This is a genomic window from Streptomyces sp. SudanB5_2050 (assembly GCF_964272335.1).
GTDB classification, from domain to species: domain Bacteria; phylum Actinomycetota; class Actinomycetes; order Streptomycetales; family Streptomycetaceae; genus Streptomyces; species Streptomyces rochei.
Genome location: NZ_OZ186760.1, coordinates 2,097,275 through 2,121,373, shown reverse-complemented (window position 1 = coordinate 2,121,373; position 24,099 = coordinate 2,097,275). Strand labels below are relative to the sequence as shown.

21 protein-coding genes are annotated in these 24,099 nt (G+C 72.4%); 11 read left to right on the top strand and 10 right to left on the bottom strand.

The genetic code is table 11. From position 1 onward, the window contains the following. The first annotated feature begins 35 nt into the window (after positions 1 to 35). Positions 36 to 839 (top strand): methyltransferase, encoded by an 804-nt coding sequence (locus tag ACFZP7_RS09470; RefSeq protein ID WP_031017131.1) that lies wholly within the window; start codon positions 36 to 38, stop codon positions 837 to 839. Between the two features lie 43 nt (positions 840 to 882). On the opposite strand, the gene ACFZP7_RS09465 is transcribed toward ACFZP7_RS09470, so the two are convergent. Together ACFZP7_RS09465 and ACFZP7_RS09460 are read right to left on the bottom strand one after the other, a co-directional pair. After that, complete coding sequence (locus ACFZP7_RS09465; protein WP_385634218.1) at positions 883 to 1,800, bottom strand: carbohydrate kinase family protein; 918 nt, start codon at positions 1,798 to 1,800, stop codon at positions 883 to 885. Beyond that, a complete protein-coding gene (locus ACFZP7_RS09460; RefSeq protein ID WP_385634217.1) occupies positions 1,797 to 2,705 on the bottom strand; it encodes a pseudouridine-5'-phosphate glycosidase in 909 nt (302 codons plus the stop codon). The genes ACFZP7_RS09465 and ACFZP7_RS09460 overlap by 4 nt, the downstream gene beginning before the upstream one ends. A 119-nt stretch (positions 2,706 to 2,824) precedes the next feature. On the opposite strand from ACFZP7_RS09460, the gene ACFZP7_RS09455 reads away from it, so the two are divergent. After that, positions 2,825 to 3,253, top strand: coding sequence for a VOC family protein (locus tag ACFZP7_RS09455; RefSeq protein WP_385634216.1), 429 nt, complete (start codon positions 2,825 to 2,827; stop codon positions 3,251 to 3,253). A gap of 77 nt (positions 3,254 to 3,330) precedes the next feature. Here ACFZP7_RS09455 and ACFZP7_RS09450 read toward each other — a convergent pair whose 3' ends face one another. Then, positions 3,331 to 3,885 (bottom strand): methylated-DNA--[protein]-cysteine S-methyltransferase, encoded by a 555-nt coding sequence (locus ACFZP7_RS09450; RefSeq protein ID WP_031017139.1) that lies wholly within the window; start codon positions 3,883 to 3,885, stop codon positions 3,331 to 3,333. 33 nt (positions 3,886 to 3,918) lie between these two features. Beyond that, positions 3,919 to 4,851, bottom strand: coding sequence for a glycerophosphodiester phosphodiesterase (locus tag ACFZP7_RS09445; protein WP_385634215.1), 933 nt, complete (start codon positions 4,849 to 4,851; stop codon positions 3,919 to 3,921). Between the two features lie 290 nt (positions 4,852 to 5,141). On the opposite strand from ACFZP7_RS09445, the gene ACFZP7_RS09440 reads away from it, so the two are divergent. The 6 genes from ACFZP7_RS09440 to ACFZP7_RS09415 all read left to right on the top strand — a co-directional run bounded on the left by ACFZP7_RS09440 (position 5,142) and on the right by ACFZP7_RS09415 (position 13,635). Beyond that, on the top strand, positions 5,142 to 6,020 hold the full coding sequence (locus ACFZP7_RS09440) for an MHYT domain-containing protein (protein ID WP_019328121.1): 879 nt from the start codon (positions 5,142 to 5,144) through the stop codon (positions 6,018 to 6,020). 40 nt (positions 6,021 to 6,060) lie between these two features. Next, positions 6,061 to 8,205 (top strand): excinuclease ABC subunit UvrB, encoded by a 2,145-nt coding sequence (gene uvrB, locus ACFZP7_RS09435; protein WP_030972136.1) that lies wholly within the window; start codon positions 6,061 to 6,063, stop codon positions 8,203 to 8,205. A gap of 141 nt (positions 8,206 to 8,346) precedes the next feature. Next, positions 8,347 to 8,925: a TerD family protein gene (locus ACFZP7_RS09430; protein WP_019328123.1), complete on the top strand. Its 579-nt coding sequence runs from the start codon at positions 8,347 to 8,349 to the stop codon at positions 8,923 to 8,925. Between the two features lie 150 nt (positions 8,926 to 9,075). After that, entirely contained in the window at positions 9,076 to 11,088 is a 2,013-nt protein-coding gene (locus tag ACFZP7_RS09425; RefSeq protein ID WP_385634214.1) for a TerD family protein, read from the top strand. A 258-nt stretch (positions 11,089 to 11,346) separates the two neighbouring features. Then, complete coding sequence (locus ACFZP7_RS09420; RefSeq protein ID WP_031017146.1) at positions 11,347 to 12,348, top strand: TerC family protein; 1,002 nt, start codon at positions 11,347 to 11,349, stop codon at positions 12,346 to 12,348. Positions 12,349 to 12,534: 186 nt separating this feature from the next. Then, positions 12,535 to 13,635 carry a calcium:proton antiporter gene (locus ACFZP7_RS09415; RefSeq protein ID WP_019331064.1) on the top strand — a complete coding sequence of 367 codons (1,101 nt, stop codon included), beginning with the start codon at positions 12,535 to 12,537 and terminating at the stop codon, positions 13,633 to 13,635. A gap of 18 nt (positions 13,636 to 13,653) precedes the next feature. On the opposite strand, the gene ACFZP7_RS09410 is transcribed toward ACFZP7_RS09415, so the two are convergent. Next, positions 13,654 to 14,700, bottom strand: a complete 1,047-nt coding sequence (locus ACFZP7_RS09410) for a S66 peptidase family protein (protein WP_019331063.1) — start codon at positions 14,698 to 14,700, stop codon at positions 13,654 to 13,656. Between the two features lie 105 nt (positions 14,701 to 14,805). Here ACFZP7_RS09410 and aroQ point away from each other — a divergent pair, with 105 nt between their 5' ends. Continuing rightward, on the top strand, positions 14,806 to 15,279 hold the full coding sequence (gene aroQ / locus ACFZP7_RS09405) for a type II 3-dehydroquinate dehydratase (RefSeq protein WP_019331062.1): 474 nt from the start codon (positions 14,806 to 14,808) through the stop codon (positions 15,277 to 15,279). Positions 15,280 to 15,379: 100 nt separating this feature from the next. Here aroQ and ACFZP7_RS09400 read toward each other — a convergent pair whose 3' ends face one another. Both ACFZP7_RS09400 and ACFZP7_RS09395 read right to left on the bottom strand, forming a co-directional pair. Continuing rightward, a complete protein-coding gene (locus ACFZP7_RS09400) occupies positions 15,380 to 16,036 on the bottom strand; it encodes an MBL fold metallo-hydrolase (RefSeq protein ID WP_019331061.1) in 657 nt (218 codons plus the stop codon). A 53-nt stretch (positions 16,037 to 16,089) separates the two neighbouring features. Next, positions 16,090 to 16,776: a maleylpyruvate isomerase family mycothiol-dependent enzyme gene (locus ACFZP7_RS09395; protein WP_261698785.1), complete on the bottom strand. Its 687-nt coding sequence runs from the start codon at positions 16,774 to 16,776 to the stop codon at positions 16,090 to 16,092. A gap of 223 nt (positions 16,777 to 16,999) precedes the next feature. Between ACFZP7_RS09395 and uvrA the strand changes: the two genes are divergently transcribed. Then, complete coding sequence (gene uvrA, locus ACFZP7_RS09390; RefSeq protein WP_385634213.1) at positions 17,000 to 19,996, top strand: excinuclease ABC subunit UvrA; 2,997 nt, start codon at positions 17,000 to 17,002, stop codon at positions 19,994 to 19,996. A 210-nt stretch (positions 19,997 to 20,206) separates the two neighbouring features. Here uvrA and ACFZP7_RS09385 read toward each other — a convergent pair whose 3' ends face one another. Together ACFZP7_RS09385 and ACFZP7_RS09380 are read right to left on the bottom strand one after the other, a co-directional pair. Beyond that, positions 20,207 to 21,115, bottom strand: a complete 909-nt coding sequence (locus ACFZP7_RS09385; protein WP_136235403.1) for a carbohydrate kinase — start codon at positions 21,113 to 21,115, stop codon at positions 20,207 to 20,209. 32 nt (positions 21,116 to 21,147) lie between these two features. Further along, positions 21,148 to 22,194, bottom strand: coding sequence for a LacI family DNA-binding transcriptional regulator (locus tag ACFZP7_RS09380; protein WP_385634212.1), 1,047 nt, complete (start codon positions 22,192 to 22,194; stop codon positions 21,148 to 21,150). Positions 22,195 to 22,445: 251 nt separating this feature from the next. Between ACFZP7_RS09380 and ACFZP7_RS09375 the strand changes: the two genes are divergently transcribed. Beyond that, positions 22,446 to 22,871, top strand: a complete 426-nt coding sequence (locus ACFZP7_RS09375; RefSeq protein WP_385634211.1) for a Rieske (2Fe-2S) protein — start codon at positions 22,446 to 22,448, stop codon at positions 22,869 to 22,871. Between the two features lie 24 nt (positions 22,872 to 22,895). Here the strand turns inward: ACFZP7_RS09375 and ACFZP7_RS09370 are convergent, their stop codons facing one another. Beyond that, positions 22,896 to 23,846 (bottom strand): hypothetical protein, encoded by a 951-nt coding sequence (locus tag ACFZP7_RS09370; RefSeq protein ID WP_385634210.1) that lies wholly within the window; start codon positions 23,844 to 23,846, stop codon positions 22,896 to 22,898. Positions 23,847 to 24,099: the final 253 nt, after the last annotated feature.

Sequence of the window (24,099 nt, the reverse complement as noted above, 5' to 3'; positions counted from 1 at the left end):
CTTCGGGCAAGCGGGACAACTGGGATGATCGCCGCATGACGCGAACCGACGGATACCTCCTCGACAACCGGCAGACCGAGGCGGCGGAGCGTTTCGACGCCTTCGCGACCCTCTTCGATCCCACGACCTTCCGGCATCTGACGGCCCTGGGCGTGGGGCCCGGCTGGCGCTGCTGGGAGGTCGGCGCCGGAGGCACCTCCGTGGTCTCCTGGCTCGCCAAGCGGGTGGGGCCCACCGGCAGGGTCCTGGCGACCGACATCGACACCTCGCGGGTCGCCCCGGCCGGCCGTCACCCCGTGGAGGTGCGCGTGCACGACGTGGGCGTGGAGGAACCTCCGGGCGAGGGCTTCGACCTGGTGCACGCCCGGCTCGTCCTCGTCCATGTCCCGGACCGCGAGCGGGCGCTGCGTTCCATGGTCGCCGCCCTGCGTCCCGGGGGCCGCCTCCTGGTCGAGGACGCCGACCCCGCCCTGCAGCCCCTGCTCTGCCCCGACGAGCACGGTCCCGAGCAGCAGCTCGCGAACCGGCTTCGGCACGGCTTCCGCCAGCTCCTGGCCCGTCGCGGCGCCGACCTCTCCTACGGCCGGCGGCTCCCGCGCCTGCTCCGGGAGGCGGGGCTGCACCGCGTGGAGGCCGACGCCTACTTCCCGGTCGCCTCGCCCGCGTGCGCCGCCCTGGAGTCGGCGACGGTCCGTCAGGTCCGCGACCAGCTGGTCGCCGCGGGCGCGGCCACCCACGACGACATCGACCGCCACCTCGCGAACGTGGCCGCCGGCGGCATGGACCTCGCCACGGCACCGATGATCTCCGCATGGGGACGCAAGGCCGTCCAGAGGTGACGGGGCCCGGGCCGCCGCCCCGGCGCCGACCGCCCTCCGCCGCTCAGCCGCCCCTCCGCGGAGGTCTCGCGCCCACCCGCTCGACCGACCTGGCCCCCGCCCGGCACCCCGCGGCGGCCGCCTCCTCGTCGGTCGCGCCCGCGAGCAGCGCGGCGAGGAACGCCCCCGTGAAGGCGTCACCGGCACCGGTACTGTCCCGCGGTGTCGCGGGCACGGCCGGGACCCGCGCGCTCACCGCACCGGACCGGGCCACCAGGGCCCCCTCGGCACCCTGCTTGACGACCACCAGCGGAACCTGCCGGCTCAGTTTCGCCGCGGCGTCCGCCGGATCCGGAAGCCCGGTGAGCAGGCACGCCTCGTCGCGGCTGGGCAGCAGGACGTCCACCCCCTCGACCAGGTCCAGGAAGCGGTCGACACCGAGCCCGGTGAGGAAACCGGCCGACGCCGGGTCCACACTCACCGGCACCCCGCGCCCGCGTGCCGCTGCCAGGGCGACCGGCACCAGAGCGCGCCCCGGTTCCGAGAACAGCAGGTAGCCCGACAGGTGCAGCCGGGCGACCCCGTCGAGCAGCGCGTCCGACCAGTCACCGGGCTCCAGCCGCAGCGAGGCCCCGCTGTCCGTCAGGAAGGTCCGCTCGGCCGAGGCGCCCGTGTCGACCAGGCAGATCACCGTCCCCGTCGGCGCGTTCGCGTCGACGACCAGATGGGCGCGGACCCCGAGCGCCGTCAGCTCCCGCCGGTGCCAGTCCGCGGCGTCCGAGCCGACCCGTCCCAGCAGCCGGACGTCCCGGCACCCGCCGTGCGCGGCCCAGCAGGCCACGTTGGCACCCGCCCCGCCGGGCAGCCGGCGGATCGAGGCGCTGGTGTCCGTGCCGACGGCCAGCGGGCCCCGGTGCCGGGCGACGACGTCCGTCACGACGTCACCGACGACCAGCAGAGCCCCGCCCGGCCCCGCGGTCATGCCCCGGTCCAGGCCGCCGCGATGCGCGCCGCCAGCCGTACGTTCCCGCGCACCGCCGCCAGATTCGCCTCCAGCGAGGCGCCGTCGGTGTGCCGTACCAGGTGCGACAGGAGGAAGGGGGTGACCGCCTGGCCCGTGACCCCCTCCGCCTCGCAGGCGCGCAGCGCGTCGGCCAGCACCCGCGCGTGCAGCGCGGGATCGAGCTGCTCCTCCTCGGGGACCGGGTTGGCGACCACGAGCGCGGACCGGGAGCCGCGCAGCGCGTCCTGGGCCCGCATGACGGCCGCCACCTGCTCCGGCGTGTCCAGCGTCCAGTCCACCGGATGACCCGAGTCGGCCAGGTAGAAGCCGGGGAAGCGGTCCGTGCCGTATCCGGCCACCGCGACGCCCAGCGTCTCCAGCCGCTGCAGGGTCGCCGGCACGTCCAGGATGGACTTCACGCCGGCGCAGACCACCGTGATCCGGGTGCGGGCCAGCAGGCCCAGGTCGGCGGACTCGTCCTGCGTGACCGTCCACTCCCGGTGCACACCGCCGAGGCCGCCGGTCGCGAACACCCGCACCCCCGCCAGCTCCGCCAGCAGAGCGGTCGCCGACACGGTGGTCGCCCCGTCGGCACCGGTGGCCACCGCGAGCGGCAAGTCCCGGTGGCCCAGCTTGCGTATGCCGTCCTCGTTGGCGACCCGCTCCAACTGCTGCTTGTCCAGGCCGACGTGCGGCCGTCCGTCCAGCACGGCGATCGTGGCCGGTACGGCGCCCTCCCGCCGGACCGCCTCCTCCAGCTCCCGTGCCACCTGCAGATTGCGCGGGCGGGGCAGCCCGTGCGCGATGATCGTGGACTCCAGGGCCACCACCGGGCGGCGCTCGCCGATCGCCGCCCGTACCTCTTCCGACACCACCAGGGTCACGCGTCCGCCTCCTGTCGTCGGTCCTTCCTCATCTCTGGCGGGCGCGGGAGCGGGCCAAACCCGTCCGGCCCGACCAGGCACCCTTGCGGCTCCCGGCGGAGCCCGCGAGCCTGGGGGGCATGACGGACGGAACGGCACGCCTCGACCACGTCGTCCTGTGGGTGCGCGACCCGGTCGCCGCCGCCGGGTTCTACGAGAGGACGCTGGGAGCGCAGCCCTTGCGGGTCACCGAGTACGCCGCCGGGACCGTGAGCTTCCCCTCGGTGCGCCTCAACGAGGAGACCATCCTCGACCTCGCGCCCCACGCCATGGCGGAGCGCATGCGGATGATCCCCGGCGCCGACGCGAGCGCGGGTCACCCGGTCAACCACCTCTGCGTGTCACTGCCACCGGACGACTTCGACGCGCTCCGCGCCCGCTTGGCGGAGCAGGCCGTCGCGGTCTCCGAGCTGTCGCACGGCGCCTTCGGCGCACGGGGGCAGGCGAAGCGCAGCTTCTACTTCGGCGATCCGGACGGCAACATCATCGAAGCCCGCCACTACGAGTAGTCCCGCCCGCAGCCGCCGCAGCCGCCGCAGCCGCCGCAGCCGCCGCCGCGGCCGCAGTGGTCGCCGGGGGAGGGCGCTCAGAACAGCGGCTCGGGCAGCACGCCCTCCAGCGCGAGCAACCGACGCTTGGTCTCCACGCCGCCGCCGAACCCGCCGATGCCGCCGTCACTCCCGACGACCCGGTGGCACGGCACCACGACTGGCAGCGGATTGGCCCCCATGGCCGTGCCCACCGCCTGGGCGGCGCCGGGCTGGCCGACCCGGCCGGCCAGGTCGCCGTACCCGACGACCGATCCGAACGGGACACCGGCCGCCAGCGCGCGCAGCACCTCCCGGTTGAAGCCCGATATCAGCGACCAGTCCAGCGGCAGGTCGAAGTCGCGCCGGCGGCCCGCGAAGTACGCCTCCACCTGCCGTACCGCCTCGGCCAGCAGCGGGGAGGCGGGCGCCTCCACGGGCTCCGTGCCCAGCCGGGCCGCCAGTCTCTCGAGGGCCCGGTCGCGGGCGGCCCCGGTGGCGTGGAACACGACGTTGACCAGGCCGTCACGGGTGGCGGCCAGCAGCAGCGGACCGATGCCGGTGCCGACGACGGCCCACACCACCCGCTGCTCGTACTGCCCATCGCTGTCCATGCGCCTACGGTACGGCCGGCCACTGACAACGGGTCACCGGCCGACGGTGAACCCGCCCCGGCTCCCGTCCGCGTCCCCGGCGTCGTCCGTGTCCTCGTCCATGGCCTCGCGCACCACGTCGGGACGGTTGGAGATGACGCCGTCGACGTCGTACCCGGCGACCCGCCGGGCGGTGTCCGCGTCGTCGACCGTCCAGGCGAAGACCTCCATCGGACGGCCGTGCGGCCCCGTGAACGCGTGGACCGACGAGACGTAGCTCATGGAGAGCGAGCCGTGGGAGGGGTTGATCTGGTCGGCGAACTCTGCGTACTCGGGAAGGTCCGACACGGGCGGGGTGCCGAGGACACCGGTCGTGACGGCCGGCTTCAGCTCGTGCACGGTACGGACGCTGTCCGCGCTGAAGCTCTGCACGACCAGCCGGTCGGCCACGTGCCACCGGTCGAGCCAGCCCTCGTTGGCGAGGACCTTGAGGGTCTGCTGCTCGATGCCCGGGTACAGCTGGGGGTTCTTCAGCTCCAGCAGCAGCTTCTGGTGGTTGTGCTCCACGCGCTCCAGGTACTGCTCCAGCGTCGGCACGCGCGCGCCCGCGTACCGCGAGCCGAACCAGCTCCCCGCGTCCAGCCTGGCGATCTCCGCCGCGGTGAAGTCCTTCACCTTCCAGGGCGAGCGGTCGGGGAAGACCTCCTCCACGTCGGTCGTACGCCGCAGGTTGTCGTCGTGGAGGACGACGAGTTCGCCGTCCCTGGTGCGCTGGACGTCGTTCTCGACCCAGCGGATGCCCAGCTCCGCGGCCTTGTCGACGGCGGCCAGCGTGTTCTCCGGCGCGTACCCGGAAGCGCCCCGGTGGGCGATGACGGCGGGCCCGTCGTCCTCGCCGCTCTGGACGGCCCGGGCGTGGGAGAGGGGAGTGAGCAGGGCCACTCCCAGGAACGCGGTGGTCATCGCGGCAACTGCGCGTGTGTGCATGCGCACTCCTCGCGTAGAGCGATCACGGACAGCAACACTGTGACACCGGAGGGTCAACGGGAGACGGGTGGCGAATGGCCACGCGTCGAACGGCGGCGCTCAACTCCGCTCACCGGGGCGGCACAAGTGGGGCAAGGCCGTGATTCTTTGCAGGAGAATCGTTCGACCATTCCGGTGGGCGTCATACTCTCTGCCTCGACCCTGGTCGTTCACGCGGCCCCGGGAGGGGGCGCACATCAGGAGATTCCGGGACGTATCCGGGCAGCAAGAACGCGGAAGGGCGGCCGCACATGCAAGGCACGGTCGACGGATTCAGTTACGGACTGGTCACACCGTTGGTGGCCTACCTCATGGCCTGCCTCGGCGGTGCCCTCGGACTGCGCTGCACCACCAGGTCCCTGCGGGTCACCCGCTCCTGGCGCCCGGGGTGGCTCGCCCTCGGTTCGGCGGCGATCGGCTCCGGCATCTGGACCATGCACTTCATCGCGATGATGGGGTTCACGATCGAACACACACCGGTCCGCTACGACTGGCTGATGACCTTCGCCAGCCTGGCCGTGGCCATCGTGATGGTCGGGGTGGGGATCTTCATCGTCGGCTACCGGGGGGCGCGGGGCACCGCCCTGTTCACCGGGGGCACCATCACCGGCCTGGGCATCGCGTCGATGCACTATCTGGGCATGGCGGGCATGCGCCTGGACGGGCAGCTGACGTACAACACCTTCACCGTGGCCCTGTCCGTCGCCATAGCCATGGCCGCCGCGACCGCCGCGCTGTGGGCGGCCGGGCAGGTCCGGGGCTTCCTGTGGAGCGTCGGCGCCAGCCTCGTCATGGGCCTGGCCGTCACCGGCATGCACTACACCGGCATGGCCGCCCTGGAGGTCCACGTCCACGGCACGTCCGACCCGGGGACCGGCGGTTCCCCCGCCGAACTGCTGGCCCCCATGCTGATCGGCCCCCTCGCCTTCCTGCTGCTCGCCGCCGTCGTGGTGATGTTCGACCCGCTGATGGTCACAGGGAAGCCCGCCGGTGTCCCCGTCGAGCGGAAGCCGGGCGTCCCCGCCCACGTCGGAGCGTCGCGCACGGTGCGCCACCCGGCGCACCAGCCCGTGCGCCGCACGCGCCGCACCCTCGTGCACCGGCGGTCCCGCGCACCGCAGAACCGCTGATCCGGACCGGTTGTCAGTGCGGGGTCGTACGGTGGAACCCATGCGGCCCGTTTCCCAGATCGAACGCACGGTGGCGCCCTTCGAGGTCGTCAGCCCCTACCAGCCCAGCGGCGACCAGCCGGCGGCCATCGCCGAGCTGGCCCGGCGTGTCGAGGCAGGCGAGAAGGACGTCGTCCTGCTCGGCGCCACCGGCACCGGCAAGTCAGCCACCACCGCGTGGATGATCGAGAAACTCCAGCGCCCCACCCTGGTCATGGCCCCCAACAAGACCCTGGCCGCCCAGCTGGCGAACGAGTTCCGCGAACTCCTGCCGAACAACGCCGTCGAGTACTTCGTCTCGTACTACGACTACTACCAGCCCGAGGCGTACGTCCCGCAGTCGGACACCTACATCGAGAAGGACTCCTCGATCAACGAGGAGGTCGAGCGCCTGCGCCACTCGGCGACCAACTCGCTGCTCACCCGCCGCGACGTCGTCGTGGTCGCCTCCGTCTCCTGCATCTACGGCCTCGGCACCCCGCAGGAGTACGTGGACCGGATGGTCCCCCTCCGGGTCGGCGAGGAGCACGACCGGGACGAGCTGCTGCGCCGCTTCGTGGACATCCAGTACACGCGCAACGACATGGCCTTCACCCGCGGCACCTTCCGGGTGCGCGGCGACACCATCGAGATCTTCCCGGTCTACGAGGAGCTCGCCGTCCGCATCGAGATGTTCGGCGACGAGATCGAGGCCCTCTCCACCCTCCACCCGGTCACCGGCGAGATCATCAGCGACGACCAGCAGCTGTACGTCTTCCCGGCCTCGCACTACGTCGCGGGTCCCGAGCGCCTGGAGCGGGCCGTCAACGACATCGAGAAGGAGCTGGCCGAGCGCCTGACCGAGCTGGAGAAGCAGGGCAAGCTGCTCGAGGCGCAGCGGCTGCGGATGCGCACCACGTACGACATCGAGATGCTCCGCCAGATCGGCTCCTGCTCCGGCGTGGAGAACTACTCGATGCACTTCGACGGCCGCTCGCCCGGCTCCCCGCCCAACACCCTGCTCGACTACTTCCCGGACGACTTCCTGCTCGTCATCGACGAGTCGCACGTCACCGTGCCGCAGATCGGCGCCATGTACGAGGGTGACGCCTCCCGCAAGCGGACCCTGGTCGACCACGGCTTCCGGCTCCCCTCCGCCCTCGACAACCGCCCGCTGAAGTGGGAGGAGTTCCAGGAACGCATCGGGCAGACCGTGTACCTGTCGGCCACCCCGGGCGCCTACGAGCTGTCCCGTTCGGACGGCGCGGTCGAGCAGATCATCCGCCCCACGGGCCTCGTCGACCCGGAGGTCGTCGTCAAGCCCACCGAGGGCCAGATCGACGACCTGGTCCACGAGATCCGCACGCGGACCGAGAAGGACGAGCGCGTCCTGGTCACCACGCTCACCAAGAAGATGGCCGAGGACCTCACCGACTACTTCCTGGAGCTGGGCATCCAGGTCCGCTACCTGCACAGCGACGTCGACACCCTGCGCCGCGTGGAGCTGCTGCGGGAGCTGCGCGCCGGCGAGTACGACGTCCTGGTCGGCATCAACCTGCTCAGGGAGGGCCTCGACCTGCCGGAGGTCTCCCTGGTGGCGATCCTGGACGCCGACAAGGAGGGCTTCCTGCGCTCGGGCACCTCGCTGATCCAGACCATCGGCCGCGCGGCGCGCAATGTCTCCGGCCAGGTCCACATGTACGCCGACAAGATCACGCCGGCGATGGAGAAGGCGATCGACGAGACCAACCGCCGCCGCGAGAAGCAGATCGCGTACAACCAGGCCAACGGCATCGACCCGCAGCCCCTCCGCAAGAAGATCAACGACATCGTCGCCCAGATCGCCCGCGAGGACATCGACACCGAGCAGCTGCTCGGCTCGGGCTACCGCCAGTCCAAGGACGGCAAGGCCGCCAAGGCTCCCGTGCCCTCCCTCGGCGGCCAGGCGACAGCCGACGGCAAGGCGGCCAAGGGCAGGCGGAAGGCCAAGGAGACGGCGGTCACCGACCGTCCGGCGGCGGAGCTGGCCGCGCAGATCGAGGATCTGACCACCCGTATGCGGGCCGCCGCCGCGGACCTCCAGTTCGAGATCGCGGCCCGGCTGCGCGACGAGGTCTCCGAGATGAAGAAGGAGCTGCGCCAGATGAAGGAGGCCGGTCTGGCCTGACGGCCCGCCCGGGCACGCGCTGTGTTGCAAGACCGACACAAAGTGCGGTCCGGGGTGGGGCGCCGTCAGTGCCCCTGCGTAGGGTTCTGGTCAACCGCGGGCACCGCGGCAACAGGGGACCGCTCGAGAGGGGATCAGCGCGTGACCGTCAACATGACCAAGGGTCAGGCCATCAGTCTGCAGAAGAACGACGGCGGCAGTCTGACGTCGGTGCGCATGGGTCTCGGCTGGCAGGCGGCTCCCCGGCGCGGCCTGTTCGGGTCGCGTACGCGGGAGATCGACCTGGACGCCTCCGCGGTGCTGTTCGCGGACAAGCAGCCGGTCGATGTCGTCTTCTTCCGCCACCTGGTGAGCGACGACGGCTCGGTGCGCCACACCGGGGACAACCTCGTCGGCGGTGTCGGCCAGGGCGGCGACGACGAGGCGATCCTCGTCGACCTGCAGCGCGTCCCGGTCCACATCGACCAGATCGTCTTCACCGTGAACTCCTTCACGGGCCAGACCTTCCAGGAAGTGCAGAACGCGTTCTGCCGACTCGTCGACGAGACCAACGGGGAGGAGCTGGCCCGCTACACGCTCGCCGGCGGCGGCGCCTTCACCGCCCAGATCATGGCGAAGGTGCACCGGGCGGGGCAGGGCTGGTCCATGACCGCCATCGGTTCCCCGGCCAACGGCCGCACCTTCCAGGACCTGATGCCGGCCATCCTGCCGGTCCTGTAGCGGACGCCCGCGCGGACCGGCCGCGCGAACAGGCCGCGCGAACAGGCCGTGCGGTGCCGGTCGCGCACGGTACGCGCCGAGGCCGCACGGGCGGCGGTACGCGCCACGCACGAGTGACACGGACGCACCAGTGACACAGGGGGAAAGGCGATGACGGCCGAGCTGACGCGGGGGCAGAACCACCCGCTTCCCCGGGCCCGCCTGGAGATCCGGGTCTCGGCCGGCACACCGGTTGTGGCCGGGGCCACGCTCGGTGACGAGAACGGCAAGGTCCACGGGGCCGAGCGGGTGGCCCACCCGGGCACTCCCACCGTGCCCGGACTGGAGGTCTCCCGGCAGGCCGCCGCCGACCACCGGCTCGCGGTGGACCTGGACGCCGTACCGGACGCCGTGCACCGCGTCAGCGTGCTGCTCGCCCTGCCGTCGGCGGGGCAGGGCCCGGCCCGCTTCGGCGCGGTGGCCGCCCCCTTCGTCGCCGTCACCGGCCTCGACGGCGAGGAGGTCGCCAGCTTCACGCTCACCGGCCTGGTGGCCGAGTCCGCCGTGGTCGCCCTGGAGCTGTACCGACGCCAGGGCGCCTGGAAGGTGCGCGCCGTCGGCCAGGGGTACGCGGGCGGTCTCGCCGAGCTGTTCACGGACCAGGACGTGCCCGAGGCCCGTCGGCTCGCCGGTGACATCCAGGACGCGGTGGCCCGCGGCCTGGCCCGTTCGGTGCCGGCGCCCGGGGCCCGGGCGTCCGACGGCGACCGGTCCCGGCCGGCCGCCGCCCCGGCCCACGACCCCACCGCTTCCCAGGCCGCCGGCGCGGGCGTTCCCTCCGCGTCCCCCTACGACGGCCGGACGGCACCGGGACCGCAGACGCCCGCGGCCCCGGGACAGCAGCCCGCGCCGCAGCCCTGCCCGGGCCCCGCGGGGGACTCCTCCGCGGCCGTCGGCGACGGTCCCATCGACTACAGCCATCCACGACGGCAGCATGCCGCTCCGCCGGCGCCCCCGCCCGCCGCGCCCCCGGCCGCCCCCGGACAGCCCGCGCGGCCCGTCGCGGGCGACGCCACCGGCTGGTCCCTGGAGGAGCGGCTGTACAACCAGGTCTGGGGCATATTCGAGGACCTGGCCCGCACCACCGCCGCCTATCGCAGCGCCGTGGACTTCGCCGACTCGCGCAGGGAGAAGGAGCTCGACCAGGTCCTGTCCGACCCGCGCAACCGGATCGGCGGTCAGGGAGACGCCGCCCGCGAGGCGGCCCACGCCCGGTACGAGCAACTCGTCTCGCAGGCCAGACAGGCCCTGGACCGGGACGTGGCCCAGCTCGCCGCCGAGGCCGAGGTCGTCGAACCCGCCCTCCCGGCGGCCTACGCACGCTGGGACAACCCCGTCTGGCACGCCTACCGCGTCCCCATGGAGATCCCGATGGCCCTCCGGCTCGGCGATCTGCACCTGTCCGAGGCGGACCGCGTGCGCATCCCGATGCTGGTCCGGCTGCCGCTGGAGCGGGGCCTGTGGATCGATAGCGGGCGCGCGGCCTCGCTCGACGGCTCACTCACCGACGCGCACGAGATGCGACGCCTCGGCCTGGAGGCGGCGGTCGCCCACGCCGCCCGGCTGCTCGCCGTCTATCCGGCGGGCGAGTTCACCGTGCACGTCATCGACCCGGCCGGATCGGGGACGCGGGCGCTGGCGCCCCTGGTGGAGACCGGGGTCCTCGCCGCCCCGCCCGCCCTGGGCGCGGCCGGGACGGCCGATGTCCTGGCCCGTCTCACCGAGCGGGTCGACCTGGTGCAGATGGCCCTGCGCGCGGGCGCGCCCGACGCGCTCCCGCCCGGGTTCGACACCTCCCAGCAGCTCCTGATCGTCAACGAGTTCCCGCACGGGTTCGACGACCGGGCGGTGAACCAGCTGCGCTACCTCGCCGACGAGGGGCCGGCCGTCGGAGTCCACCTGATGCTGGTCGCCGACCGTGAGGACTGCGCGGCGTACGGACCGCTGCTCGACCCCCTGTGGCGCTCGCTGCTCCGGCTGACCCCCGTGGCCGACGACCACCTCGCCGACCCGTGGGTGGGGCACGCCTGGACGTACGAGCCCTCACTGGTGCCGTCCGGCAGCGACGTGCTCCGGCAGGTGCTCGCCCAGGTCGCGGCGGCCCGCCGTTCGTGGCCTGGGTAAACAGCTCTGATCTGCTCTTTTGAGCTTTATTTGCGAATCTCTTTACCTTCCCTTGGGGAATGGGGTACTGTCGTCCGTACGGAGGGGAGTACTCCCTGCCAACTACTGCGGCGTACCCGTCAATACGGATCAGGCCAGATCCCGGGGCGTCGGCCCGTGGGTTCCGGACGCGTCACGCGTCCCGGGCACCCGGGGTGGAAGAGACCTCCGGCAGCGACGACGCTGACATCTGCCGTGTGACGTACTGCCGGAGGCGTAGTGGAAGTTTCCGTGACCCTGTGGGTCCTGACCATCGTGGGCCTCGCCGCCCTCATCGCCGTCGATTTCTTCATCGGCCGCAAGCCGCACGACGTATCGATCAAGGAAGCCGGCATCTGGACGGTCGTCTGGATCGCCCTGGCCGGCCTCTTCGGAGTCGGCCTGCTCGTCTTCGGCGGCGGACAGCCCGCCGGTGAGTTCTTCGCGGGCTTCATCACCGAGAAGTCGCTCAGCGTCGACAACCTCTTCGTCTTCGTCCTGATCATGGCGAAGTTCGCGGTGCCCTCGCAGTACCAGCAGCGAGTGCTCCTCATCGGTGTCCTCATAGCCCTGGTCCTGCGGGCCGTCTTCATCGCCGCGGGTGCCGCGATCCTCGCCAGCTTCTCGTGGGTCTTCTACCTCTTCGGTGCCTTCCTGATCTGGACCGCCTGGAAGCTCATCCAGGAGGCCCGGGCCGACGAGGAGGACGAGGAGTTCGAGGAGAACAAGCTCCTCAAGGCCGCCGAGCGTCGCTTCGGCGTCGCCGACCGGTACCACGGCACCAAGCTGTGGATCGAGGAGAACGGCAAGCGCATCATGACGCCGATGCTGGTCGTGATGCTCGCGATCGGCACCACCGACGTCCTGTTCGCCCTGGACTCCATCCCCGCGATCTTCGGTCTGACGCAGGACCCGTACATCGTGTTCACGGCCAACGCGTTCGCCCTGATGGGTCTGCGACAGCTGTACTTCCTCATCGGCGGCCTGCTCAAGAAGCTGGTCCACCTCTCGTACGGTCTGTCGATCATCCTGGGCTTCATCGGCGTCAAGCTGGTGCTGCACGCCCTGCACGAGTCCGGGGTCCACGTCCCGGAGATCAGCATCCCGGTCTCGCTCGGCGTGATCTGCTCCGTCCTGATCGTCACCACGATCACCAGCCTCCGGGCCTCCAAGAAGAAGGCCGAGGCGGAAGCCGCGGAGAGCCGGAGCGACGAGGCCCCGAAGGACAGCATCGAGGCCTGACCGGCGACACCGGCCCGGCCCTCGGGCGGGACGACCACCACCGGAAGCGGCGGGCGGCGAACAGCCGCCCGCCGCTTCCGCGTCCGCCGGGGCCCCGACCGGAGACGTACGGCGGGTGACCGTCCGTGTTCCCCGGTCCGCTCCACAGCCCGTGCGGGCGCCGTCGCCCTCTGCGACGATCGCCCCATGATCACTCGGCCCAGGGACTTCCTCACCCAGTGGACGGCCGTCACGCCCGTGATCGCGGTCGTGCTCCTGGTCCTCACCTGGGGCCGTGATCTGCCCGGGGCGGTCGTCGCGGTGCTGACGGTCGTCCTGGCCGCCTCGGTCCTCGCCGCCGTGCACCACGCGGAGGTGGTCGCCCACCGGGTCGGCGAGCCGTTCGGGTCCCTGGTCCTGGCCGTCGCCGTCACGGTCATCGAGGTCGCGCTCATCGTGACCCTGATGGCCGACGGCGGCGACAAGAGCGCGTCCCTGGCCCGGGACACCGTCTTCGCCGCCGTGATGATCACCTGCAACGGCGTGGTCGGCCTCAGCCTCCTGGTCGCCTCCCTGCGGCACGGCACCGCGGTGTTCAACCCCGAGGGCACGGGAGCCGCCCTCGCGACCGTCGCGACCCTGGCCACCCTCAGCCTGGTGCTGCCGACGTTCACCACCAGCGCGCCCGGCCCGGAGTTCTCCCCCGTGCAGCTGACCTTCGCGGCGCTCTCCTCACTCGTCCTGTACGGCCTGTTCATCGCCACCCTGACCGTGCGGCACCGCGACTACTTCCTGCCGATCACCCGGCAGGGCGAGGTGATCACCGTCGAGGACCACGCCCACGCGCCGTCCGCCCGCACCGCGCTGACGAGCCTGACGCTGCTCGCCCTGGCCCTGGTCGGCGTGGTCGGCCTGGCCAAAGGCGTGTCGCCCACCATCGAGGAGGGCGTGGCGGCGGCCGGGCTGCACCACGCGGTGGTCGGCGTCATCATCGCCCTGCTGGTGCTGCTGCCGGAGACCATCGCCGCGGTGCGCTCCGCCCGCCGCGACCGGGTGCAGACCAGCCTCAATCTCGCCCTGGGCTCGGCGATGGCCAGCATCGGCCTGACCATCCCGGCGGTCGCCCTGGCCTCCGTGTGGCTCTCCGGGCCGCTGGTCCTCGGCCTCAGCTCGATCCACATGGTGCTGCTCGCCCTGACGGTGGTGGTGGCCTCACTGACCGTCGTGCCGGGCCGCGCCACGCCGCTGCAGGGAGGCGTCCACCTCGTGCTGTTCGCCGCCTATCTGGAGCTGGCGGTCAACCCGTAGACGGACACCGGCCCGCCGTCAGTACGTCACGGTGACGCGGCGCGCGGGCCCGTCGACCCGCACGGTCCCCCCGTACGGGATCACCACCTGCGGATCGGTGTGGCCGAAGTCCACGTCGAAGACGATCGTGGCCTCGGGGGCGTAGACCCGCATCGCCCGCAGCACCGCCTCGCGTTGCTCCGCCGCGTACCGAACCCCCTCCTCGGGACTGTTGGGGCAGGCGAAGGACCAGGTCTTCGGGCGGGCCATCAGCAGCGCGGAGAAGCGGCCGAGCAGCCCGCGCTCGCCCATGTTGCGCAGGGTGCGGAAGACCTCCTCCGCGCTCGGCAGCTCCTCGGAGGTCTCCAGGAGCAGCACACCGCCGTCGTACTCCGCCGGGTCGCGGGCGATCTCCCGGTCGGCCATCAGCAGCCAGCCGAGGATCTCCAGGCATCCGCCCCAGGTGCGCCCCTCGACCACCCGGTCGGCGTTCACCCAGGACCAGCCCGAGCCGGGCCGCGAGGGAGGTTCCCGGTCGAAGGTGGCGGGGTCGGCCCAGTCGCGGTCGACGTCGTTGAACCGTTCCGCGGGCCGCAACTCGTAGGGGCCGGAGGTGAACAGGGCCGCGCGCAGCGAGTCGGCGGTCTGCGGGTGCATCGCGCCGGGACGGCCCAGCTCCACCATGACGCTCGCGCCGTGGTAGCCGACGATGCCCGTGTTGCGCAGGTAGGCGAGCAGATTCGTGTTGTCGCTCAGGCCGAAGAAGGGCTTCGGGTTGGCCCGGATCAGCTCCCGGTCCAGCAGCGGCAGCACGGTGATCTGGTCGTCGCCGCCGATCGACGCGATCACGGCCTTGATCGAGGGGTCGGCGAAGGCCGCGTGGACGTCGGCGGCCCGCGCGGCCGGCGTCGAGTCCATCGTCCGCGTCGCCGGATACTCGACCGGTTCCAGGCCGAACTCCTCGCGCAGCCGCCTCAGGCCCAGCTCGTGGGGGAGCGGGAAGAGTCCCGGCAGGCCGGAGGAGGGGGATATCACCGCGACACGGTCGCCGGGCGACGGCTTGGGCGGGTACGCGATCATCGTCATGGACGGAGGGTAGGGCCGTCCTGACCGTCGACGCACCGTGATAAACCGGGGACCGAGCAGCGGCCCGCACCCGGACCGCGGCACCCCCAACGGACCGGAGGAACCGTGCCCCGCACCCTGGCCAACGCCCCGATCATGATCCTCAACGGCCCCAACCTGAACCTGCTGGGGCAGCGCCAGCCGGAGATCTACGGCTCCGAGACCCTCGCCGACGTGGAGGCACGGTGCGCGAAGGCCGCGGCGGCACACGGCGGCACGGTGGACTTCCGGCAGTCCAACCACGAGGGGGAACTGGTCGACTGGATCCACGAGGCCCGGCTGAACCACTGCGGGATCGTGATCAACCCGGCCGCCTACTCACACACCTCCGTCGCGATCCTTGATGCGCTCAACACCTGCGACGGCCTGCCGGTGGTGGAGGTCCACATCTCCAACATCCACCAGCGTGAGTCCTTCCGGCACCACTCCTACGTCTCGCAGCGCGCCGACGGGGTGATCGCGGGGTGCGGTGTGCAGGGGTACGTGTTCGGCGTGGAGCGGATCGCGGTGCTGGCCGGGACGGGGACGGCCCGGGCCTGAGACGCCGAGGGGCGGCCTCCGAGCCCCGGCGCCGGCACCCGACGGCGGGGGCCGGCGTCCCCGGCGCCGCGGCGGCCGGCCTCCCGCGCGCCCCGTCGGTTCACCAGCCGCGCGCTCGCCACTGGGGCAGGTGCGGGCGTTCGGCGCCGAGCGTGGTGTCCTTGCCGTGCCCGGGATAGACCCAGGTCTCGTCCGGGAGCACGTCGAAGACCTTGGTCTCCACGTCGTGGATCAGACTGGCGAACGCCTTGGGATCGTCGTGGGTGTTGCCCACACCGCCCGGGAAGAGACAGTCCCCGGTGAAGACATGGGGGTGTCCGTGCGGGTCGTCGTAGACCAGCACGATGGAGCCCGGCGTGTGCCCCACCAGGTGGCGCGCGGTCAGCTCCACCTGCCCCACCCGGATCGTGTCGCCGTCGTCGACGGGGACGTCCGTCGGCACGGGGATGCCCTCGGCGTCGTACCGGCCGGCGTGGGTGCGGGCCCCGGTGGCGGCGACGACCTCGGCGAGCGCCTGCCAGTGGTCGCCGTGCCGGTGGGTGGTGACCACGGAGGCGATGCCGTCGTCACCGATCGTGCCGAGCAGCGTGTGCGCGTCGTTGGCGGCGTCGATCAGCAGTTGCTCGTCGGTGGCCCGGCAGCGCAGCAGATAGGCGTTGTTGTCCATCGGCCCGACCGCGACCTTGGTGATCATCAGGTCCTTGAGTTCGTGCACGTCGGCGGGTCCGCCGACCCTGACCTCTCCGCTGTACGTCATGACCGCCAGCCTAGCGCCGGGAGGCGGCCCGCAGGCCGCCTCCCGGCCGTGGGCTACAGCGGGGGCAGGGTCGGCAGCGGGCCGCCCTCCACCGTCAGCGCGGAGCCCTCGCGGCGTCCGGCGAGCCAGCCGAGCAGGTCGGCCGGGGGGCCGGTGACGGTCACCTCGCCGGTGTCCGCCTCCCGGCCCGTGCGCCAGGTGCGCGTGCCGTCCGTCAGCCGGGTGGGAGCCACGTCCGGGTGCCCGGCGAACCGCGCGGCGAGGAAGTCGGTCTCCCGCCGCGTGAACTCCGTCGGCAGGTCCTCCAGCTCGTACCCGATGCCCAGGTCGACGTGGTGCAGCTCGACCTCGATCCACCGCCGGAACGGCACCCGGGAGGCGGTGTCGGTGACGCCGTTGCGCAGTTCCACCGTGCGCGACCAGTCCGCGGGGGCGGCCGAGGCGTCCTGGAACCGGGCGGCGCTCTCGCGCACGTCCGCGAGCTGTACGTCGAGGGAGCGCGGCGCGTCCCGCTCGATGTCGGCGTCCCGGGCCTCGGCGGAGGCGTACATGGGGCGTCCTTCGAGGACGTTCACGAGGGCGTCCGCGTTGCGGGCGAGGTGGGCGAGCACGTGGCCCCGGCTCCAGCCGGGGAGCCGTGACGACTCCGTCACTGACGCGTTGTCCAGTTTCCCGACCGCGGTGAGCAGCCGCTCGGTAGCGTCACGTACAGACGCCAGGTCATGCGCGTGATCAATCATGGTGCTGACCCTAGACCGCGCCACACCTTCGGGTGAAGGTGGCGGATCGCCCCCGCTATTCGAATGCACGTGCTATATGGTCGGAGGCGGCGTCGGGCATGCTGGGTAGTCGGGGTTTGTTGACAACCGGTGAATCCGACCGGCGTTGTCAGTGGCTCCCCCTAGTCTGAGAAAGACGGGGGCCTCGCCCCTGTCACTTCTCTCAAGAAAGGTGCGGACCGGCGTGGCCGACCGTCTCATCGTCCGTGGCGCGCGCGAGCACAACCTGAAGAACGTCTCGCTCGACCTGCCTCGTGACTCGCTCATCGTCTTCACGGGCCTGTCCGGGTCGGGCAAGTCCTCCCTGGCCTTCGACACCATCTTCGCCGAGGGCCAGCGGCGCTACGTGGAGTCGCTCTCCTCCTACGCCCGGCAGTTCCTCGGCCAGATGGACAAGCCGGACGTCGACTTCATCGAGGGCCTCTCCCCGGCGGTCTCCATCGACCAGAAGTCGACCTCGCGCAACCCGCGCTCCACGGTCGGCACCATCACCGAGGTCTACGACTACCTGCGCCTGCTCTTCGCCCGCATCGGCAAGCCGCACTGCCCGGAGTGCTCCCGGCCGATCTCGCGCCAGTCGCCGCAGGCCATCGTCGACAAGGTCCTGGAGCTGCCGGAGGGCAGCCGCTTCCAGGTGCTGTCGCCGCTGGTGCGCGAGCGCAAGGGCGAGTTCGTCGACCTCTTCGCCGACCTCCAGACCAAGGGCTACTCCCGTGCCCGGGTGGACGGCGAGACGGTCCAGCTCTCCCAGCCGCCCACGCTCAAGAAGCAGGAGAAGCACACCATCGAGGTGGTCGTCGACCGCCTGACGGTGAAGGACTCCGCCAAGCGCCGGCTCACCGACTCCGTGGAGACCGCGCTCGGCCTGTCCGGCGGCATGGTCGTGCTCGACTTCGTCGACCTCCCCGAGGACGACCCCGAGCGCGAGCGCATGTACTCCGAGCACCTGTACTGCCCCTACGACGACCTGTCCTTCGAGGAGCTGGAGCCCCGCTCCTTCTCCTTCAACTCGCCCTTCGGCGCCTGCCCCGACTGCTCCGGCATCGGCACGCGCATGGAGGTCGACCCCGAGCTGATCGTCCCGGACGAGGAGAAGTCCCTCGACGAGGGCGCCATCCACCCCTGGTCGCACGGGCACACCAAGGACTACTTCGGCCGCCTGATCGGCGCCCTCGCGGACGCCCTCGGCTTCCGTACGGACATCCCCTTCGCCGGCCTCCCGCTGCGCGCCCGCAGGGCCCTGCTCAACGGCCACAAGACCCAGGTCGAGGTCCGCTACCGCAACCGGTACGGGCGCGAGCGCCGGTACACCACGGCCTTCGAGGGCGCGATCCCCTTCGTCAAGCGCCGGCACAGCGAGGCCGAGAGCGACGCCAGCCGCGAGCGCTTCGAGGGCTACATGCGGGAGGTGCCCTGCCCCACCTGTGAGGGCACGCGCCTCAAGCCCCTCGTCCTCGCGGTCACCGTCATGGGCAAGTCGATCGCCGAGGTCTCGGCCATGTCCATCAGCGACTGCGCCGACTTCCTGGGCGAGCTGAAGCTCAACGCCCGCGACAAGAAGATCGCCGAGCGCGTCCTGAAGGAGGTCAACGAGCGGCTGCGGTTCCTGGTCGACGTCGGCCTGGACTACCTCTCGCTGAACCGCGCGGCCGGCACCCTCTCCGGCGGCGAGGCCCAGCGCATCCGTCTGGCCACCCAGATCGGCTCCGGCCTCGTCGGCGTGCTCTACGTCCTCGACGAGCCGTCCATCGGTCTGCACCAGCGGGACAACCACCGGCTGATCGAGACCCTCGTCCGGCTCCGCGACATGGGCAACACCCTCATCGTCGTCGAGCACGACGAGGACACCATCAAGGTCGCCGACTGGATCGTCGACATCGGCCCCGGGGCCGGTGAGCACGGCGGCAAGGTGGTCCACAGCGGCTCCCTGAAGGAGCTGCTGGACAACGCCGAGTCGCAGACCGGTCTCTACCTGTCCGGCCGCAAGGCCATCCCGCTGCCCGATGTCCGGCGCCCCCGCGACCCGGCCCGGCAGCTCACCGTGCACGGTGCCCGGGAGAACAACCTCCAGGACATCGACGTCTCCTTCCCGCTCGGCGTGTTCACGGCGGTCACCGGCGTCTCCGGTTCCGGCAAGTCGACCCTGGTCAACGACATCCTGTACACCCACCTGGCCCGCGAGCTGAACGGCGCGCGCAACGTGCCGGGCCGGCACACGCGCGTGGACGGCGACGACCTCGTCGACAAGGTCGTCCACGTGGACCAGTCGCCCATCGGCCGCACCCCGCGGTCCAACCCGGCGACGTACACCGGCGTCTTCGACCACATCCGCAAGCTGTTCGCCGAGACCACCGAGGCGAAGGTCCGCGGCTACCTGCCCGGGCGCTTCTCCTTCAACGTCAAGGGCGGCCGCTGCGAGAACTGCGCGGGCGACGGAACCATCAAGATCGAGATGAACTTCCTCCCGGACGTCTACGTCCCGTGCGAGGTCTGCCACGGCGCCCGGTACAACCGGGAGACCCTGGAGGTCCACTACAAGGGCAAGTCCATCGCCGACGTCCTGAACATGCCGATCGAGGAGGCGACCGACTTCTTCGAGGCGGTCCCCGCGATCTCCCGGCACATGAAGACCCTCAAGGACGTCGGCCTCGGCTACGTCCGGCTCGGACAGTCCGCGACGACCCTCTCCGGCGGTGAGGCGCAGCGCGTCAAGCTCGCCAGCGAGCTGCAGCGCCGCTCCACCGGGCGCACGGTCTACGTCCTGGACGAGCCGACCACCGGCCTCCACTTCGAGGACATCAGCAAGCTGCTGACCGTCCTGTCCGGCCTGGTCGACAAGGGCAACTCGGTCATCGTCATCGAGCACAACCTCGACGTGATCAAGACCGCCGACTGGGTCGTCGACATGGGCCCCGAGGGCGGCGCCGGCGGTGGCCTGGTGGTCGCCGAGGGCACGCCCGAGCAGGTCGCCGCCGTCCCCGCCAGCCACACCGGCAAGTTCCTGCGGGACATCCTCGGCGCCGACCGCATCAGCGACGCGGCCCCGGTGAAGGCGCCGCGCAAGGCGGCGGCGAAGAAGGCCGCCCCCAAGACGGCGAGGACGGCCAAGGCCACCAAGGCGGTCACCAAGACGGCCGCCAAGCCCGCCGCGAAGAAGACGACGCGGACGAGCAAGGCCTGAACCGGAGCCGCGCCGGGCCTCACGGGACTGTCCCGTGGGGCCCGGCGCGGCGTTTTCCCCGGCGCGGGCGCTCAGGCACCCGCCGGACGGTGACGGTCGGCGCGGTGTCCGCCACCGCGTCGCGGCCCTCGGTGCGCCCCCGGTGCGGCCCGCGTCGCGGCGAGGCCCCGCGGCGCGGGCACCCGGAGGCCGGGCCGGTGCCGTCGGCGTTCAGCTAGCCACCTCATGGGCGTACGGCGGTTCCGCGCCCGCCCGCGAGCAGGTGACCGCCGCCGCGCGCGCGGCGAAGCCCAGCAGTCCCCGCCAGCCCTCCGCGCCCAGGGCGGCCACCGCCGAGGCGCTGAGGGCGTCGCGCTGCGCGAGGCCGTGCAGCAGAGCGGCGTTCACCGTGTCGCCCGCGCCGATCGTGTCCACCACGTCGACCCGCTCACCGGGTACCGTGTATTCGCCGCCGTCCCGGGTGTACGCGGTCAGTCCGGCCCCGCCCCGAGTCACCACGACCGCCGCCGGACCCGCCGCCAGCCACTGACGAGGCGTCCCGCCGAGCCATTCGGCGTCCTCGGCGGACAGCTTCAGCAGGGTCACGGACGGCAGCCAGCTCTCGAACCGGGCCCGGTAGGCGTCGGGGTCCGCGATCAGTCCGGCCCGGACATTGGGGTCCAGCGCGGTGAAGACGCCCCGCGCGGCGGTCCGGCGCAGCAGCTCCTCGTACGCGCTGGCCCCGGGCTCCAGCACCAGGGAACAGGTGCCGAAGGACACCGCCCGGGTGCCGGACGGCAGCGAGGCGGGCACCGAGAACAGCCGGTCCGCCGTCCCCTCCACGTAGAAGGAGTACGCGGCGGACCCCTCCGCGTCCACCGAGGCCACGGCGAGCGTCGTCGGCTCGCTGCCGCGCTGCACCGGGGCGAGGTCCACCCCGGTCTCCCGCAGCCGGTCCAGCAGCGCCTCACCGAAGGCGTCGTACGACACCCGGGAGCAGAAGGCGGTGGGGGAGCCGAGGCGGCCCAGCGCTACGGCCGTGTTGTACGGGCCCCCGCCGAGTGCGGGCCGCAGTGCGGCGAGGGCGCCCGTGCCCTGCGGTACCAGGTCGATCAGGGCCTCACCGGCGACGACGATCACGGGAGTGTCCTTTCGTGAACCATTGCGGAGGCTTACTCGGATAGCTCGGACAGCTCGGCCCGCTCGGGGCAGCCGCACGAGGTGCGGTGGACGAAGGCACAGGGCAGCCGCTCGGTGCGCCCGGGCCGGTCCGGTTCGGCGAGGCGGTCCAGCAGCAGCCGCACCGCGCGGGCCCCGATCTCCCTGCTGGGCTGCGCCACGGCGGTGAGCCTGGGGGAGAAGAGGTCCGCCCAGGCGAAGTCGTCGAAGCAGCACAGCGCGAGGTCCCCGGGCACGGACAGCCGGCGCTCGCGCAGGGCGCGCAGCGCGCCGATCGTCATGGCGTTGTTGGCGGTGACCAGCGCGGTCGGCGGTACCGGCAGTGACAGCAGCGCCCCCGTGGCCCGCTCGCCGCCGGCCGCCTCGGAGTCGCCGTGGACGACGAGCCGTTCGTCCCAGGGAAGCCCGGCGGTGGCGAGGCCGTGCCGGTAGCCGGTGATCCGCTCGCGCGTCGTGCTGAGGCCCGGCCGTCCGGCGACCAGACCGATCCTGCGGTGGCCGAGCCCGGCGAGGTGGGTCACCAGCCGGCTCGTCGGGCCGGTGCCCTCGGCGCAGACCTGGTCGAAGGGCGGGGCCCCGTCCTCCGCCGCACCGTCCACGATCCGGTCGAGGAACACCGTCGGCACCCGGTGGCGGCCCAGGTAGGCGACGAGGCCGCGCGGGTCGGCGGAGGGCGCGACGATCACGCCGTCCACCCGCCGCTCGTGCAGCAACCGGACGACCTCGCGCTCGTGCCCGGGATCGTCGTGCGGGTCGGCGATGAGCAGACCGTAGCCGTGCTCCAGCGCCGCGGCCTCGACGCCCTGGAGGATCTCCGTGAAGTACGGGTTGCTGATCGCCGACACCGCGAGCCCGATGGACCGGGTGCGGGAGGTCACCAGGGAGCGGGCCAGGGTGTTCGGGGTGTAGCCGAGCTCCTCCACGGCGTCCAGCACGGCCTGCCGGGTGTGGGGGAGCACCGGACGGGTGCCGTTGAGCACGTGCGAGACGGTCGCCACGGAGACTCCGGCGCTGCGTGCGACGTCGGCCATGGTCGCCATCGACGGTTCCCCCTTCACACGCGGCCGGGCAGCGGCGCCACCCGGTCGCGGCGCCGTACTGGCCGGACCGTACCCCATCCCCGAGGGGCGCGTAAACGCTTGCGCAAGCGTTTACGCGCCGCTGCCGGGGCGGGATCGGCTCCACGCCACCCGTCCCGCACGGCGGCTCCGGCGCCACGCCCCCGCCCCGCACGGCGTCCCCGGCCGCCGGATATCGTCGCCCTGCACACCCCCCGACCAGTGGAGTCCGCATGCCTGGCCGTCCCGCCCCGAGCCGTCGTACCGTCCTGCGGTCGGCGGCCCTCACGTCCGTCGCCGGACTCGGTGCGGTCGCCTGCTCACCGGGCGAGGACGGTGCCGCGCCCGCCCGCCCCACGGCACCCGTCGACCTCGGCGCGGACGGGGAGATGGCCAGGGGGACGACCCGGCTGGACCGGGATCACCACGTGGTGGTCAGCCGGGCCGACGACGGCTCGCTGAAGGCGTTCAGCACGGTCTGCACCCACGCGGGGTGCCCCATCAGGAAGCTGGAGGGGACGAAACTCGTGTGTCCCTGCCACGGCAGCGAGTTCGACGCCCGGACCGGCGAGGTGCTGCACGCCCCGGCGACCGTGCCGCTCGTCGAGCTGCCGGTCCAGGTGAAGCAGGGGCGGATCGTCGCCGGTACCGGCGCCTGACCGGCCGGCCGCGCGACCGCCCGCTCACTCCCAGTCCCACCCGATCCCCAGCATCCCGGCCCGCACCCGCGGTTCCACGAGGTGCACCGAGCGGTGCCCGCCGAGGACGAGTTCCTGCCGGCCGCCGCGCGGCGCCGCCGGAGAGTGCTGCGTGAACCGGTGACAGCGCGCCGGCAGGGCCGCCTCGTCGAAGCGCACCTGGAGGGCGTACTGCCCGCCCGCCGCGCCGAACTCGCGGACGTACTCGCGGCTCACCCCCGCCGTGCCGTCCTCGACCCCGTACCGGAAGAGGTGGGTCTCACCGGCTCGCAGCCGCGTGTCGAAGAGCAGCTCCGCCACCAGCACCCCGGTCTCGTCGTGGGTGCGGACCCGGCCCGTGCGGCAGTTCTCCAGCGCCCGGACCGTCATCCGGGCGGGCACGCACCCCGGGTCGCCGTGGTGGACGGCGACGAAGCGGTCGACGCCGTCGCGGTGGGCACGGACGATGTGGTGCGACTCGCGGCCGGCCAGCTCACGACGGGACCCGATCAGGATCCGTTCGTGGTGGCCGAGGGTGTGGACCCCGCCGTCCGGCGACGGCTGGCCCAGCTCGGCCAGCAGCCGCTCCAGGACGCCGGAGGCCTCCACCTGCGCGCGGTAGGAACGGGCGGCCGGCCGCCGATGCTCCGGGTCCTCGTCGGCCTCGGCCAGCAGCCGGATCAGCGACTCCTCCGGCAGCCGCAGTATCTCCTCCAGCGCCCGCACCGCCCGCAGGGACTCCGGACGCTGCGGGCGCCGGGCCCCCTGCTGCCAGTAGCTGAGGCTGGTGACGCCCACCTTCACCCCGTGGCGCGTCAGGTGGTGCTGCACGCGCTGCAGCGGCAGTCCGCGGGCGGCGATCGCCGCGCGCAGGGCCACGTGGAAGGGGCCACCGCGCAGGGCCGAGTCGAGTTCCGCGGTGGCGACGTCCAGGTGCTGGGTGGTGGCGGGCGGCATGCAGGGGCCTCTCTGTGAAGTTCACGACGGCTGGTCAGACCGTTCGACGGATCAGCCGGGGCCGCCCCCGGTCGCGGCGCAGCGGTCTTCACATCCGTACGCCGTACTTCAGGCCCCGAGTCCCCCCGCATTGAAGCGTGTTGACCAAGTCCCGACAACACCTGTCGCCGGACCGCGACGCACTCCTGGCCGAGAACGCACCGTCCGGCCACCGTGCGGGCACCCGGCGTGACCGGCAGGCCCTCGATGACGC